Genomic DNA, 15248 nt, shown 5'->3' on the forward strand with positions numbered 1-15248 from the left:
TAAATTTGGCATATTATCAAAGCATTCCCAAACGATTATTTTATTAAATTTGAAATTCAAAGACAAAAGAATCTTTAAAAAAAAATAATATGGCTGTTAATATTTCTAAAATTAAAATTAATACTGCCAAACAAAAAGTTTGGGACACTCTAACAAAACCTGAATTTGTAAAATTATGGCAATTTGGCAGCAAATTACAAACAACCTGGGAAGTAGACAGTCCAATTAAATTTATAAACGAATGGGAAGGAAAAATATTTGAACAATTATGGAACCGTTTTAGAATTTACGCCAACCGACAAATTGCGATATTCACTATTCGCACCAAGACCTGACCTAGAAGACAAACCTGAAAATTATTTTGAAATGATTTACATTTTGACAGACAGCAATGAAGCTACAGTACTCGAAATAATACAAGAAGACAATAGACCGAATGCAGTTCAGGAAAATAGCCCGGATGAAGAAAATCCAATTTTACAAACGCTAAAACAAATCGCTGAGAATCATTAAAAGAATACCAAAGTTCTTTTCAATGCAAATTTTAAATAAGATGTAAGGCAATCCAAAAAGCAATAACAATGGAGACAGAAATTATAACAGCAACCCCAGATAATGAAATAGTAAACTCAAGGATTGTAAATGCATCCAGAAAACTGGTTTACCGTGCCTGGACAGAACCTGAACATTTAAAGAATTGGTGGGGCCCGGCTGGTTTCACAAACACTTTTAATGAATTTGATTTCCGAATTGGCGGAAAATGGAGTTTCACCATGCATGGCCCTGACAAGGGAAATTATCCTAATGAATGTGAATTTATTAAAATTGAAGAGCCATCATTAATAGCATGGAAACGTCATTCTAAACCATTATTTCAAATACTAGCAACATTTGAAGAAATAGCTGATGATAAAACAAAAATTATTTTCAAAATGCTTTTTGATACAAACGAGGAACGAAATAAATTAAAGCCATATGTGGTTGATAAAAATGAAGAAAACTTAGACAGACTTGAAAATGAATTAAAATTAATGACTCTTTAAATTAAACATCATATAAAAGTTTAATATTCCCATCTCTATAAGTTTTGATTTCAATAAAACGACAAAACAGATAGTAATCCCTTATTTTACAAGCATTACTCCCCTATTAATTAGTATTTGAATCAGTATATAACCTACAACGTTATTTTTCTTAACAAAAAATTAACTAAACATTTGTATATACAAATATAATTAGTGTTACATTTGTATCAACAAATAAACATTATGACGCCATGAAGATTGAAGATGAATTAAAAAGCACGGTTGAATATAGTAAATCAAAACAAATTGTTTTGAACATAATGTACACTGTAAACGTAATCACAGAACGCTTCAATGATATTATAAAACCTTATGATATCTCCAGTGAACAATTTAATGTATTACGAATACTAAGAGGACAAAAAGGCTGTCCTGCCAATATGTGCATAATACAGGAACGAATGCTGGCAAAAACTAGTAACACAACGCGATTAGTAGACAAGTTATTATTAAAAGACTTAGTAACCCGGAATGTGTGTCCGGATAATAGACGAAAAATTGAAGTCTTAATAACCGCCAAAGGACTAGATTTATTAGCAGAATTAGATCCTAAAGTACAAGAGCATGAAGAGTTTTTTGCTAAAAATTTAAATAACGAAGAATTAGAACAATTAAATACTTTACTAGAAAAATACAGAACTAAATAAACAATTATAAATCATGAGCAATTTTTTAAATAATCAGAATTGGAGATACGCAACAAAGAAATTTGATGCCACAAAAAAAGTTTCAGCAGAAGACCTAAATACATTAAAAGAAGCTATTCGATTGAGTTCTTCTTCATACGGCTTACAGCCTTACAAAGTAATCATTGTTGAAAATCCAGAATTAAGAGCAAAATTACAGCCTGCTGCTTGGGGACAATCACAAATAGTAGACGCTTCTCATTTATTCATTTTTGCAAATGACACCAATATTGGAGATGAGGCTATAGATTCATTTTTAAATACAATTAGTGCCGAAAGAGAAACTCCGCTTGAATCATTAGCAGGATATGGCGATTTTATGAAATCTAAAATCTCAACTTTGGAACCATCTGTTAAAAACATCTGGACATCAAAACAAACCTATTTAGCTTTAGGAAACTTACTAAATGCTGCTGCCGAACTAAAAATTGACGTTACTCCAATGGAAGGCTTCGTACCTGCACAGGTAAACGAAATATTAGGCTTAGACAAACTAAATCTAAATGCTTCTCTTATCGCAACAGTTGGATACCGTCACGAGGAAGATGCAACCCAATTCTACAAAAAAGTTAGAAAATCTCAAGAAGAATTATTTATCACTTTATAACATTAATAATAATTACTAATTCAAATTAAATCCATTTAACAAATTTTAAAATTATGAAAAATTTAAAAACTATTGCATTAGCATTCGTAGTAGCATTGTCTACATTAGCAGTAACTGCACAAACAAAAAAAATTGATATAGCAAAAAGTAACATCAACTGGGTTGGGAAAAAAGTAACAGGACAGCACAGTGGAACTGTAGGATTCAAAAGCGGTGCTTTAGTATTCAAGAAAAATGTATTAACAGGAGGAACTTTTGTTGTAGACATGAATTCATTGACTGCTACAGATCTTACAGGTGAATACCAAGGAAAATTAAACGGTCACTTAAAAGCTGATGACTTTTTTGGAACTGATAAATTCCCAACTTCAACTTTAGTTTTCAAAACTATTGCTTCAAAAGGAAATAACGTGTACACAGTAACTGCTGATTTAACTATCAAAGGAATCACTAAACCAGTTACTTTTGACATCACTGTAAAAGGAAACACTGCTACTACTGCATTCAATGTAGACAGAACTAAATATGACATTAAATACAATTCTAAATCATTCTTCGAAAGCATTGGTGACAAAGCTATTTATGACGAATTTGAATTAACAGTAAACTTGAACTTTTAATTTTAGAATTTAATTGTGGAAAGTACCCTCAGCATTTTTTGCTGGGGGTATTTTTTTTTTGATAAATTAAAACCAAATCTTCACTTTCAGCAATCATACCAGTCCTCTTATTTATTTTTAGGAGCAGAAAAATTGGTACTCTTCAAAAACATTACTCCTGCTCTTCATTTCAATCTTTTTATTTTTAAAGAAAAAATAAAAAGGATTTCCACTGCGATCAGGGCTAAAGAGAGAAATACAGATTCTTAATTAGCATTTAAAAAAAATGTTTTAACTTAAAAATCACGAATCCATAACACTAAGAAAATATCGCTAAAACATTGTAATGGTAATTTTGAAAAATAAAACTATAAATCAAAAAAAACCAACAACCATTACTGCTATGAAAGCAAAACTACTTTTAATCGTTATTATATTATTTTCGATTATTCCACTAAATGCACAGCAAACAAAAGGAATTACTGGTGACACCAACTGGTTCAGCAATTGGACAAATTTTACTCCAGCCTCTACTATTTATAAAGATGCAAATCAAATTATAACAGGCATTATAGACACAGATTTAAAATTAACAAAAAACAATACTTACAAGTTAATTGGAACTGTGTACGTAACCAACAAAGCAGTTTTAACGATAGAGCCTGGAACAGTTATTAGAGGTGATAAAGAATCATGCGGAACACTTGTAATTACAAAAGGCTGTAAAATTATAGCTGAAGGAACTGCTGCAGAACCAATTGTATTTACTTCAAATAATTCTAATCTAATGAGAAAACCGGGCGACTGGGGAGGCATTATTATATTAGGAGAAGCTCCAATTAATAAAATTGGAGGCGTTAGTTTTTTAGACTTTAATCTGGATCCTGCTGTTAGTTTTTATGGAGGAGAAAATCCAAATAGCAATTCGGGTATTCTAAAATATGTACGAATCGAATATTCAGGCCACAAAATCAATGCACTTAAGGAACTGAATGGATTGTCATTGGGAGGCGTAGGAAACGGCACCAAGTTTGACTTTATCCAAATTAGTTTTTCAAATGATGATTCATTTGAATCTTATGGAGGTGATGTTAATTTCAATCATTTGATTTCGTATCGTGCAACCGATGATGATTTTGATTTTACACAAGGTGTCCAATGTACTATTTCGAATAGTATTGCTATCCGCAATCCATATTCATCCGATATATCAGGTTCCCGCTGTTTTGAAATTGATTCATACGACAAAATAGAAAATGCAGATGTAACCAAAAAATTAACCAAAATCACGGCAAACAATATGACAATGATAAATACCGAGGATAACAATCAAGGATTGGTCAGAGAAGCGGTATATATCAAAGAAAAAAGCTGTTTTAATCTTAACAACAGTATAATTGATGGTTTTAGCAGCTGTGTTTTACTCGAAAATAAAATAGGCGCATTTCCAGCTAATTTGGCAAAAATAAATATTCAAAACATACAGGTAAACAGATGTGCCGGAGTGGTTTTAAGCGAAAGTACAAACTACAACCCGGAACTGAGCGCTTGGTATAATAGTGATACCTTTTCATTGGAACTTACAAAATCCAATAGCTCTGCGCTGTTCATACAATCCGACGTTAAAAATTCACCCGATTTTAGAGCCAAAAACACAAATCCGATAGTGAGCATAAAATAAGAAATTCTTTTTAAAACCTCTAAAGCCTGATATTATATCGGGCTTTTTTGTTTTCAAACAAATTCTAAAATAATATTTTAAACCACTTTTATAGATATTTAGAAAGTTAAAAATAGAACTACAAAATAAAAGACCGAAAATAACTGATTTACATAATTTTAAAGTAACTTTATAGGAAGATATATAATCTGCGCTACAGCATTATTACATTTCAATCGATTTCGTTTTTATTAATTTAATTTAGAGACTTATGAGAAACTTAAAATCACTTAGCATTGTTTTACTTCTTCTTTTTTCTGTTTACGAAGGAAATGCACAAACATCTAAAATTGATGTTTCAAAAAGCAGCATCCATTGGATAGGAAAAAAAATAACTGGTGAACATGCAGGAAGCATCAAGTTTAAAGATGGCTATCTTGTATTTAAAGATAAAAAATTAGCGGGAGGAAGTTTTACGGCTGATATGACTACCTTGTCGAATGATGACCAAACAGGTTCTTCAAAACAAAAACTGGAAGGACATTTAAAATCAGAAGATTTTTTTAGTACAGCTGCTTACACAACTTCTACATTAGTTTTTAAAAGTATAGCCAGCAAAGGAAACAACACCTATCTCGTTACTGGAGATTTAACGATCAAAGGAATAACAAACTCCATACAATTTGATTTGGTTGTTGCAGGAAAAAACAAAGCTACAGCCACCTTAAATATCAACCGGACCAAATATGACATTAAATACGGTTCAGGAAGCTATTTTGATGATTTGGGAGATAAAACAATTTACGATGATTTCGAACTAAACATAGTTCTAGTCTATTAATAGCTACAATTTAACAAAAATCTAAAAAAAATATCTTTTTTTTTACTTCGTAATCTTTGTCAGAACAAATATCATTTATATATTTGCAAACAACAAAAACAGAATATGATAACTATAACAAACAATACTTGGTGGTGGAACAATTTACGTCAAACGTCGTGAACTAAGCTCCTATAGTATTATTTAAACTATAAATATAAAAGGCTTGTCATCACGACAAGCCTTTTTTTTAGTTCCAAACTGAAGGAAAGAAATACCAAAAAGAAAAAATAAAAAATTCATTGTACCAAAGCACATAAAGAATGAAAAACTATAAACTGCAGACTAACCATAAACAAATTCTGGCCGACACTATAACGCCAGTAAGTATTTATTTCAAAATCAGGGATAAATTCCCAAACAGCCTGCTTTTGGAAAGCAGTGATTATCACGGAAACGACAACAGTTTTTCGTATATCTGCTGTAATCCGATTGCTTCGATTAAAATTGAAAACGAAACCATTTTCAAAAACTTTCCTGATGGAACATCTGAAACAATTGCCATTGATGCACATACCAATATTCCTGAAGTTATTCAGCAGTTTTCAGGGCAATTTCAGTCTGATAAAAATAATTTCAAATTCATCAATAACGGATTGTTTGGTTACATTTCGTATGACGCTGTTCGTTATTTTGAAAAAGTGACCATTGCCAAAAAAGAAAACAGCAACACCATTCCTGATGTGTTTTATGCGGTGTACCAAAATATCATTGCCATCAATCACTTCAAAAACGAAGCATACATTTTCTGCCACAGCCTTGACGGAAGAAACAATATTTCAGAAATCGAACAACTGTTGCAGTCCCAAAACATAGCTTCCTATAAATTTTCAAGAGAGGGTGAAGGTTTTTCGAATTTAACAGACGAAGAGTTTAAACAAAATGTGGCTCTGGCCAAAAAGCATTGTTTCCGTGGCGATGTATTCCAATTGGTTTTATCCAGAAGATTTACCCAAGGATTCAAAGGTGACGAATTCAATGTCTACAGAGCTTTAAGAAGTATCAACCCATCCCCTTACCTATTCTTTTTCGATTATGGTGATTTCAAAATATTTGGCTCTTCTCCCGAAGCCCAGATTATCGTAAAAAACCGCAAAGCTGAAATCCATCCAATCGCAGGAACTTTCAGAAGAACAGGTGATGATGAAAAAGATGCTGATTTAGCAAAAAAATTATCCGAAGACAAAAAAGAAAACAGCGAACACGTAATGCTTGTTGATTTGGCCCGAAACGATTTAAGCCGTCACGGACACAACGTTAATGTGGAAAAATACAGAGAAGTTCAGTTTTTCTCCCATGTTATCCATTTGGTTTCAAAAGTGACCGGACATTTACACGAAAAAGCAACAACGATGCAAGTTGTAGCCGATACTTTCCCAGCTGGAACCTTAAGCGGAGCGCCAAAACACAGAGCGATGCAATTAATCGAAGATTACGAAAAAACAAATCGCAATTTCTATGGAGGTGCCATTGGTTTTATGGATTTTGAAGGCAATTTTAACCACGCAATTATGATCCGAACTTTCCTTTCCAAAAATCACCAACTGCATTGTCAAGCAGGTGCCGGAATTGTCGCCAGTTCAGACGAAGAAAGTGAAATGCAGGAAGTTTACAATAAATTACTTGCTTTAAACAAAGCATTGGATTTGGCCGAAACAATTTAAAATTCTGAAAGATGGGACAGATAAAAATATTTGGAATCAAAAAAGAGCTTCATCCGATAAGAGAAAAAATATCCAAAATTCTAAGCGAATGTATGTTTGAAGCTTTTCAGTTTCCGAAAGAAAAAAAGGCACATCGTTTTATTTATATCGATGAAGACAGTTTTTTCTATTTTGAAGGAAGAACATCAAAACATACAATTATAGAAATAAATGCTTTTGAAGGAAGAAGCATCGAAGCCAAGAAAAAGTTGTATCAGCTTATTTTTGAGAAATTTGAAAAAGAATTACAAATTTCGGCCATGGATGTTGAAATAACAATATTTGAAACTCCAATGCACAATTGGGGAATTCGAGGAAAAAGCGGAAATGAATTAATGTTGAATTACAAAGTTAATATTTAGACAAAATGAAAAAAATACTAGTCATAGACAATTACGATAGTTTCACTTACAACTTGGTGCATTATCTGGAAGATTTAGATTGCGAAGTTACCGTTTACAGAAACGATGAATTCGATATTGATGAAATTTCAAGTTTCGAAAAAATATTGCTTTCGCCGGGTCCTGGAATTCCAGATGAAGCGGGATTATTAAAAGCGGTTATTGCAAAATATGCCCCTACGAAAAGTATCCTTGGTGTATGCCTTGGACAACAGGCTATTGGGGAAGTTTTTGGCGGAACATTATCCAACTTGGACAAAGTATATCACGGTGTTGCCACCTTGGTAAAAAAATCGGTAAACGATGAACTTTTATTCGAAGGATTGGAAAACGAATTCGAAGTAGGACGATACCATTCGTGGGTTGTTGACGCCAATTTACCTGATGTTTTGGAAGCCACTTCTTTTGACGAAAACGGTCAGGTGATGTCTTTGCGCCACAAAACATACGATGTTCGAGGCGTGCAATTTCACCCTGAAAGCGTGTTGACGCCAAACGGAAAAAAGATTTTGGAAAATTGGTTGAAATCGTAACCGCATTGTAGAGACGTTGCAGTGCAACGTCTCTACTACGAAACGTAAATAAAAAATTCAATGAAAACAGTCAAAACCCATCTTATCCTCTCTTGTCTTATTTTTTGCTTCCTTTCCTGTGACAAACAAAAGGAACATAAAACAGAGCAAACCGTTACTGTCCAACCTGAAATGGTTTTGGATCTAGTTGCTTTGCAGACAAAAAACAAACTCGGAAAAGATACTGTTGTCACTGTCATCAATGATCCTGTTTATCACAAAACGAAGAAATATCAGGCTGTAGATGCTTTGCTTCTTCTAAAAAAAGAAGTTGATTTATCAAAAGTTGATATTAAAAACACACTGATTGTTTTTGAATGCATTGACGGATACAAACCCGAAATGCCCCTTGAATTATTTTTGAAAACAAAATCATTTTTGGCGTTCAAAGATGTGGACGCACCAAAAGGTTCCAATTGGGAAAAGATTCTCAAAAACGGAAACGAAATGAATGCTGATCCTTTTTATTTGGTTTACACATCAGTTTCTGCGGATAATCAGGAATACAAATGGCCTTATAATGTGATTAAATTTCATTTGGAATCGAAGAACAAAAACATCGAAGCCTTGCAACCAAAAGATGATAAAACGGCAATGAAAGGTTTTGGATTGTATCAAAAACACTGTATTACCTGTCACGCGATAAACGGAATTGGAGGCGAAATGGGACCTGAATTAAATTATCCAAAAAGCGTAACCGAGTATTGGAAAGAAAATGAATTGGTCGATTATATCGTAAATCCGGCTTCTTTCAGAAACAAAGTAAAAATGCCAACACTTGGAATCACAAAACAGGAATCTCAGAATATTGTAGACTATTTGAAATACATGTCTGAAAAGAAGGCAGAGATTAGAAATTAGACGTTAGAACAAAAATCTTAGAATCTTATCAACTTTAAAAAAATGAACATAACAATTTCCGAAACAAGAGACATAAATCTCGATGACATATTGGTCTTGTACAAAGCAAATGAATGGAGTTCAGCAGAGAAACCAACACAGCTGTACAATGGTTTATTGAATTCCGAAACGCTGATTACCGCTTGGGAAGACAAAAAACTAATCGGACTTGGGAATGCCATTTCTGACGGACACTTGACGGTTTATTATCCGCATTTATTAGTGCTTCCTGAATATCAGGGAAAAGGAATTGGTAAAATGATTGTTGAAAAAATGCAGGAGAAATACAGCCACTTCCACATGCAAATGCTCACCGCAGACGGAAAAGCAGTCGAATTTTATAAAAAGAATGGTTTTGAACGTGCCGGAAACACCGAACCAATGTGGATTTATCAAGGAAATGAACACTGAAAAAGACAGTCGTAAAGTCTTAATGTCGAAAGTCATAAAGTCAATGCGCCAATAAAAATATTTAAAACAGAAACAATACAAAAAATTAGAAGTCAAAGACTTTAAAACTTTCGACTTGGGACTTTAAGACTAATACCAATGAAAAACATATTAAACAGATTAATCAACCACGAAATTCTGACCAAAGAAGAAGCCAAAGATGTTTTGGTAAATATTTCCAGCGGAAGTTACAATCCAAGTCAGATTTCGGCATTCCTGACCGTTTATATGATGCGAAGCATCAGCATTGAGGAATTGGCGGGATTCAGGGAAGCACTTTTGGAATTGTGCATTCGGGTTGATTTATCCAATTATAACACCATCGATTTGTGTGGAACGGGCGGTGACGGAAAAGACACTTTCAACATTTCTACTTTGGCTTCTTTTGTTTCGGCAGGTGCAGGAATAAAAGTTGCCAAGCACGGTAATTATGGAGTTTCCTCCATTTCGGGTTCGAGTAACGTGATGGAAAAATTGGGCGTTAAATTCAGTAATGATGCTCAGTTTATCGAAAAATGCGTGGATCAGGCCGGTATTGCTATTTTGCACGCACCTTTGTTTCACCCTGCAATGAAAAACGTGGGGCCAATCCGAAAAGAATTGGGCGTTAAAACCTTTTTCAATATGCTCGGCCCAATGGTAAATCCATCATTCCCGCAAAATCAGTTAGTTGGAGTTTTCAACCTCGAATTGGCCAGAATGTACAGTTATTTATACCAAAATACCGATGTGAATTTTACCATTTTACATTCGCTTGACGGTTATGACGAAGTGTCTTTGACAGGACCTACAAAAATCATTACCAGCACTCAAGATAGAATGCTGAATCCTACTGATTTTGGTGTTCGTCTTTTAGCGCAAAGCGAAATTGAAGGCGGAAAAACCATCGAAGAATCGGCAGAAATGTTTATGAATATCATCTCCGGAAAAGGAAACGAAGCTCAAAACAACGTGGTTTGTGCTAACGCCGGAATTGCGATTGCGACCGTTACCGGATGTACACCTTTACAGGGATTTGATCAGGCCAAAGAAAGTCTGCTTTCCGGAAAAGGACTTTCGGCTTTAAAAAAAATACAAGAATTAAGCAAGGACTAAATCATGGCTTTTGAATTAAAAAATGTAGTTCCGTGGGGACGGACTTTAGAGGAATATACTAAAATTTTCAAACTGACGGATTCTGATTTGGATAACCGAATTATCAGTTTTGGAGATGGTCCTGCAAGTTTCAATTCGGAAATGACAAAACTTGATAAAACAGTTGTTTCATTAGACCCGATTTATCAATTCACAAAAGCGAAATTAAAGCAACGAATTGACGAAACCAAAGAAACCGTTATGGAACAAATGAGAACGAATCAGGAAAAATTCGTTTGGAAAAACATCAAAAACGTTGATGAATTAGAACAGATTCGTATGGGAGCGATGTCTAACTTTATCAATGATTTTGAATTGGGAAAAGAACAGCAAAGATATGTGTATCACGAGTTGCCCAATTCAACAAAATATAATACACAAGAATTTGATTTGGGTTTAAGTTCCCATTTTTTGCTTCTTTATTCACAACTAGGATTGGATTTCCATATTCAGTCAATTACCGAAATGCTACGCATTAGCAAGGAAATACGAATATTTCCAATATTGAATTTAAATGCAGTAAGATCAGAGGTTTTAGAAGGTGTCATTAGTCATTTTGAATCTGATTTTGATGTGAAAATTGAATCTTCTGACTATGAATTTCAGAAAGGCGGAAATGAAATGCTGATAATTAAAAGAAAATCTATTAAATAAAATGAACATACTAGATAGAATCATAATCGACAAAAAAAGAGAAGTAGTTTTAAAGAAATCCATCATTCCGGTTTCGCAATTGGAAGCTTCGGTTTTCTTTGGCAAACAAACCATTTCTTTAAGCCAAAATCTAAGAAACAGCAACACAGGAATCATCGCCGAACACAAACGCCGTTCACCATCTAAATCAATTATCAACCAGAACTTCACTGTTGAAGAAGTGGTTAAGGGCTACGAAAGTGCCGGTGCTTGCGGGATTTCTGTTCTTACGGATGGAAAATATTTTGGCGGTTCTTTGGATGATTTATTATTGGCGAGAGCATCTGTAAATATTCCGCTGTTGCGAAAAGAATTCATTGTTGACGAATACCAAATCTTGGAAGCCAAAGCCCACGGAGCCGATTTGATTTTACTGATCGCTGCGGTTTTAACACGTGAAGAAATAAAGTCATTATCCGAATTTGCCAAAGGTTTAGGATTGGAAGTATTGTTGGAAGTACACAACATCGAAGAATTGGAAAAATCGATTATGCCGACTTTGGACATGATTGGGGTGAACAACCGAAACCTAAAAACTTTTGAAGTTAGCCTTGATTTCAGCAAAGAACTGGCTTCAAAAATCCCTAATGATTTTGTAAAAGTCTCAGAAAGCGGTATTTCATCAATAGAAGCCATCAATGAACTGAAACCTTATGGTTACAAAGGATTCTTGATCGGAGAAAACTTCATGAAGACCGATGATGCAGGAAAAGCGGCAACGGAATTTATTAGTCAGCTGTAAGCTTTAAAAAATCATTAATTAGCATAAAGCCTAAAGCTTATTGCTTAAAGCATTAAACGAATGAAACTCAAAATCTGCGGTATGAAATATCCCGATAATATGCTCGAAGTAGGTTTGCTCCTGCCCGATTATATGGGATTTATATTTTGGCAAAAATCGGCTCGATATTTTGACGGAGAAATGCCCGATTTGCCAAAATCAATTAAGAAAACGGGAGTTTTTGTAAATGAAAGTATTCAGGGAATCGAAGAAAAAGTAATCAAATATGATTTGCAGGCCATTCAATTACACGGTCAGGAATCGGTTGCATTTTGTTCGGAAATAAAAACTAAATTTGGTGCTTCCGTCGAAATTATCAAAGTCTTTTCAGCAGACGAGAATTTTGATTTCAGTGTTCTGGAGCCTTACGAATCCGTTTGTGATTATTTCCTTTTTGATACCAAAGGAAAACTGCCAGGAGGTAACGGAACTACTTTCGACTGGAAAATATTGGAAAACTATCCATCGTCAAAACCATTCTTCCTTAGCGGAGGCATTGGGATTGAAGAATTGGATTCGGTAGCAGCAATTTTGAAAACCGATTTACCTATTTATGCCATCGACGTAAACAGTAAATTTGAAATTGAACCAGGATTAAAAAACATCAATCTTGTACGGACAATTCGCGAATTGTCCCTACGCGAAAACAAATAAAAAAAATAAAAATGTCATACAACGTCAACGAAAAAGGATATTACGGAGAATTTGGAGGTGCCTACATTCCCGAAATGTTATATCCAAATGTAGAAGAATTACGCCAGAAATATTTAGAAATCACAGCCGAACCAGAGTTTAAAGCTGAGTTTAATCAATTACTAAAAGATTACGTAGGACGTCCAAGCCCTTTGTATTTTGCAAAAAGACTTTCTGAAAAATACAACACCAAAATCTATCTAAAAAGAGAAGACTTAAATCATACAGGTGCTCATAAAGTAAACAACACTATTGGACAGATATTAGTTGCAAAACGTTTAGGTAAAAAACGAATCATTGCCGAAACAGGTGCAGGTCAGCATGGAGTGGCAACCGCTACTGTTTGTGCCTTAATGGGTATGGACTGCATCGTGTACATGGGCGAAATCGACATTGCGCGTCAAGCTCCGAATGTTGCCCGTATGAAAATGCTGGGTGCCGAAGTCCGTCCTGCACTTTCTGGATCACGAACACTGAAAGACGCAACAAACGAAGCCATCCGCGATTGGATTAACAACCCTGTAGACACTCATTACATCATTGGATCTGCCATTGGGCCACATCCTTATCCAGACATGGTAACCCGTTTCCAAAGTATCATTTCCGAGGAAATCAAATGGCAGTTAAAAGAAAAAGAAGGCCGTGAAAACCCAGATTATGTTGTCGCCTGTATCGGTGGAGGAAGCAACGCTGCCGGAACTTATTATCACTTTTTACATGAACCAGAAGTTGGAATTATTGCTGTTGAAGCTGCCGGAAAAGGTGTAAACAGCGGTCACAGCGCGGCAACAAGTAAACTAGGAAAAGTGGGCGTTATTCACGGCTGCAAAACCTTATTGATGCAGACTCCAGACGGTCAGATTACTGAACCGTATTCGATTTCTGCGGGACTTGATTACCCTGGAGTTGGTCCTATGCACGCTCATTTGGCACAAACCGGCCGTGGAGAATTCTTTTCAGTAACCGATGATGAAGCCATGAATGCAGGTTTACAGCTTACCAAATTGGAAGGAATTATTCCTGCAATCGAAAGTGCACATGCTTTTGCCGTTTTAGACCAGAAAAAATTCAAACCAACTGATGTTGTTGTAATCAGTCTTTCTGGCCGCGGTGACAAAGATTTGGACAACTATATTGATTATTTCAAATTGTAGCATAATAATTTTGGCGTTCCCCAAGGGTCGGGCTGTACGTTCCCGCTTCCCGATGAAAAATCGGGAGAGCTCCACTGCCATCCCTAACGCGCATTCGAGATAAATTCAAATTTAGTTTTTTAACATTTTAAAATAGATTCTATGCAAAAATTATTCGCTTACGGTACTTTACAAGATGTTGATGTGCAACAAGACCTTTTTGGGCGTATTCTTGAGGGAACGCCGGAAACATTGGTGGGTTATGAACTAAATGAAATTCAAATCGAAGAGGAGTTTGGAATAGTACACTACCCTATTATTAAAGAAACCAACGATCAAAACGACACCATTAGCGGAACCCTGTACGAAGTAACACAACTGGAACTTCGTCAAACCGATTTGTATGAAGGTCTGCATTACAAACGTGTAGAAGTACATTTGCAATCGAATCAAAATGCCTGGGCTTATAGTGCAGCTATTTAATTTGGAATGAATTTATAACAACTGAAAAATGATTTTAGCAGCTTCACAAACCAAGCCGAAACGAAGAGATATCGATGCCAATCTTTTGGATCATTATCAACTTATAAAATTGGCGGTGGCAAATGGTGCACAGCTGATTGTGTTTCCGGAATTGTCCATTACAGGTTATGAAAGAGAAGATGCATCCCGATTGGCTTTTACAGAAAATGATTCCCGATTGGATGGTTTGAAAAAAATGGCTTCCGAAAATAGCATCACAATAATTGCAGGAGCTCCAATACAAATAGAATCAAATTTATTTTTGGGTGAATTCTGTATTGCACCTGAGAATACTGTTTCTATATACACCAAACAATTTCTGCATACAGGCGAAGAAATTCATTACCAGCCTTCATTCGATTACAATCCAATGCTTGAAATTAAAGACGAACGCATTTCATGTGCAATATGTGCTGACATCGATAATCCAAAACATGCAGAAAACGCGAGTAAAAGAAACAGTTCCACTTATATTGCCAGTATTTTCTTTTCGCCAAATGGTATTCCGCAAGCGCATGAATCTTTACAGCATTACGCTTCGAAATACCAAATGAATGTATTGATGGCAAATTTTGGAGGAGATTCATACGGATATCCTTCCGGCGGGCGTTCCGCATTCTGGAACAATAAAGGAGAATTAATTGCTGAAATGGAAAGTTCTGGTGCAGGACTGCTGCTTGTTGAAAATCAAAATACCGAATGGACAAGTAAAACAATAAACATATAAAACACAACTATAGGATTTTGAA

The 15248-nt window shown here is 35.0% G+C and carries 19 protein-coding genes; all 19 read left to right on the top strand.

Going from position 1 to position 15248, the window contains the following annotated elements:
- Positions 1–258: 258 nt before the first annotated feature.
- The 19 genes from C8P67_RS22275 (at position 259) to C8P67_RS09310 (ending at position 15226) form a co-directional block, all read left to right on the top strand.
- Positions 259–513 carry a hypothetical protein gene (locus tag C8P67_RS22275; RefSeq protein ID WP_211319900.1) on the top strand — a complete coding sequence of 85 codons (255 nt, stop codon included), beginning with the start codon at positions 259–261 and terminating at the stop codon, positions 511–513.
- Positions 514–581: 68 nt separating this feature from the next.
- On the top strand, positions 582–1043 hold the full coding sequence (locus C8P67_RS09220; protein WP_115812586.1) for an SRPBCC family protein: 462 nt from the start codon (positions 582–584) through the stop codon (positions 1041–1043).
- A 233-nt stretch (positions 1044–1276) separates the two neighbouring features.
- On the top strand, positions 1277–1732 hold the full coding sequence (locus tag C8P67_RS09225; protein ID WP_115812588.1) for a MarR family winged helix-turn-helix transcriptional regulator: 456 nt from the start codon (positions 1277–1279) through the stop codon (positions 1730–1732).
- A 13-nt stretch (positions 1733–1745) separates the two neighbouring features.
- A complete protein-coding gene (locus C8P67_RS09230; protein WP_115812590.1) occupies positions 1746–2378 on the top strand; it encodes an NAD(P)H-dependent oxidoreductase in 633 nt (210 codons plus the stop codon).
- Between the two features lie 53 nt (positions 2379–2431).
- Positions 2432–2998 carry a YceI family protein gene (locus C8P67_RS09235; protein ID WP_115812592.1) on the top strand — a complete coding sequence of 189 codons (567 nt, stop codon included), beginning with the start codon at positions 2432–2434 and terminating at the stop codon, positions 2996–2998.
- A gap of 382 nt (positions 2999–3380) precedes the next feature.
- A complete protein-coding gene (locus C8P67_RS09245) occupies positions 3381–4658 on the top strand; it encodes a hypothetical protein (protein ID WP_115812790.1) in 1278 nt (425 codons plus the stop codon).
- Positions 4659–4908: 250 nt separating this feature from the next.
- The gene (locus C8P67_RS09250) at positions 4909–5478 is read left to right on the top strand and encodes a YceI family protein (RefSeq protein WP_115812596.1); all 570 of its coding nucleotides are present in this window, start codon (positions 4909–4911) and stop codon (positions 5476–5478) included.
- 302 nt (positions 5479–5780) lie between these two features.
- A complete protein-coding gene (locus C8P67_RS09255) occupies positions 5781–7181 on the top strand; it encodes an anthranilate synthase component I family protein (RefSeq protein ID WP_115812598.1) in 1401 nt (466 codons plus the stop codon).
- 11 nt (positions 7182–7192) lie between these two features.
- On the top strand, positions 7193–7582 hold the full coding sequence (locus tag C8P67_RS09260) for a tautomerase family protein (protein ID WP_115812600.1): 390 nt from the start codon (positions 7193–7195) through the stop codon (positions 7580–7582).
- A gap of 5 nt (positions 7583–7587) precedes the next feature.
- Positions 7588–8154: an anthranilate synthase component II gene (locus tag C8P67_RS09265; RefSeq protein WP_115812602.1), complete on the top strand. Its 567-nt coding sequence runs from the start codon at positions 7588–7590 to the stop codon at positions 8152–8154.
- A gap of 60 nt (positions 8155–8214) precedes the next feature.
- On the top strand, positions 8215–9054 hold the full coding sequence (locus tag C8P67_RS09270; protein WP_115812604.1) for a c-type cytochrome: 840 nt from the start codon (positions 8215–8217) through the stop codon (positions 9052–9054).
- Positions 9055–9096: 42 nt separating this feature from the next.
- Positions 9097–9504, top strand: coding sequence for a GNAT family N-acetyltransferase (locus tag C8P67_RS09275; RefSeq protein WP_115812606.1), 408 nt, complete (start codon positions 9097–9099; stop codon positions 9502–9504).
- A 138-nt stretch (positions 9505–9642) separates the two neighbouring features.
- Positions 9643–10638: an anthranilate phosphoribosyltransferase gene (gene trpD, locus C8P67_RS09280; protein ID WP_115812608.1), complete on the top strand. Its 996-nt coding sequence runs from the start codon at positions 9643–9645 to the stop codon at positions 10636–10638.
- 3 nt (positions 10639–10641) lie between these two features.
- On the top strand, positions 10642–11331 hold the full coding sequence (locus C8P67_RS09285; protein WP_115812610.1) for an SAM-dependent methyltransferase: 690 nt from the start codon (positions 10642–10644) through the stop codon (positions 11329–11331).
- A gap of 1 nt (position 11332) precedes the next feature.
- Positions 11333–12112 (top strand): indole-3-glycerol phosphate synthase TrpC, encoded by a 780-nt coding sequence (gene trpC / locus C8P67_RS09290; protein ID WP_115812612.1) that lies wholly within the window; start codon positions 11333–11335, stop codon positions 12110–12112.
- 60 nt (positions 12113–12172) lie between these two features.
- Positions 12173–12805 (top strand): phosphoribosylanthranilate isomerase, encoded by a 633-nt coding sequence (locus C8P67_RS09295; protein WP_115812613.1) that lies wholly within the window; start codon positions 12173–12175, stop codon positions 12803–12805.
- An 11-nt stretch (positions 12806–12816) separates the two neighbouring features.
- Entirely contained in the window at positions 12817–13998 is a 1182-nt protein-coding gene (gene trpB / locus C8P67_RS09300; RefSeq protein ID WP_115812615.1) for a tryptophan synthase subunit beta, read from the top strand.
- 141 nt (positions 13999–14139) lie between these two features.
- Positions 14140–14460 (top strand): gamma-glutamylcyclotransferase family protein, encoded by a 321-nt coding sequence (locus C8P67_RS09305; RefSeq protein ID WP_115812617.1) that lies wholly within the window; start codon positions 14140–14142, stop codon positions 14458–14460.
- 28 nt (positions 14461–14488) lie between these two features.
- Positions 14489–15226, top strand: coding sequence for a carbon-nitrogen hydrolase family protein (locus tag C8P67_RS09310; protein WP_115812619.1), 738 nt, complete (start codon positions 14489–14491; stop codon positions 15224–15226).
- Positions 15227–15248 lie beyond the last annotated feature (22 nt).

The sequence above is a fragment of the Flavobacterium aquicola genome (assembly GCF_003385115.1).
Taxonomy (GTDB): Bacteria; Bacteroidota; Bacteroidia; order Flavobacteriales; family Flavobacteriaceae; genus Flavobacterium; species Flavobacterium aquicola.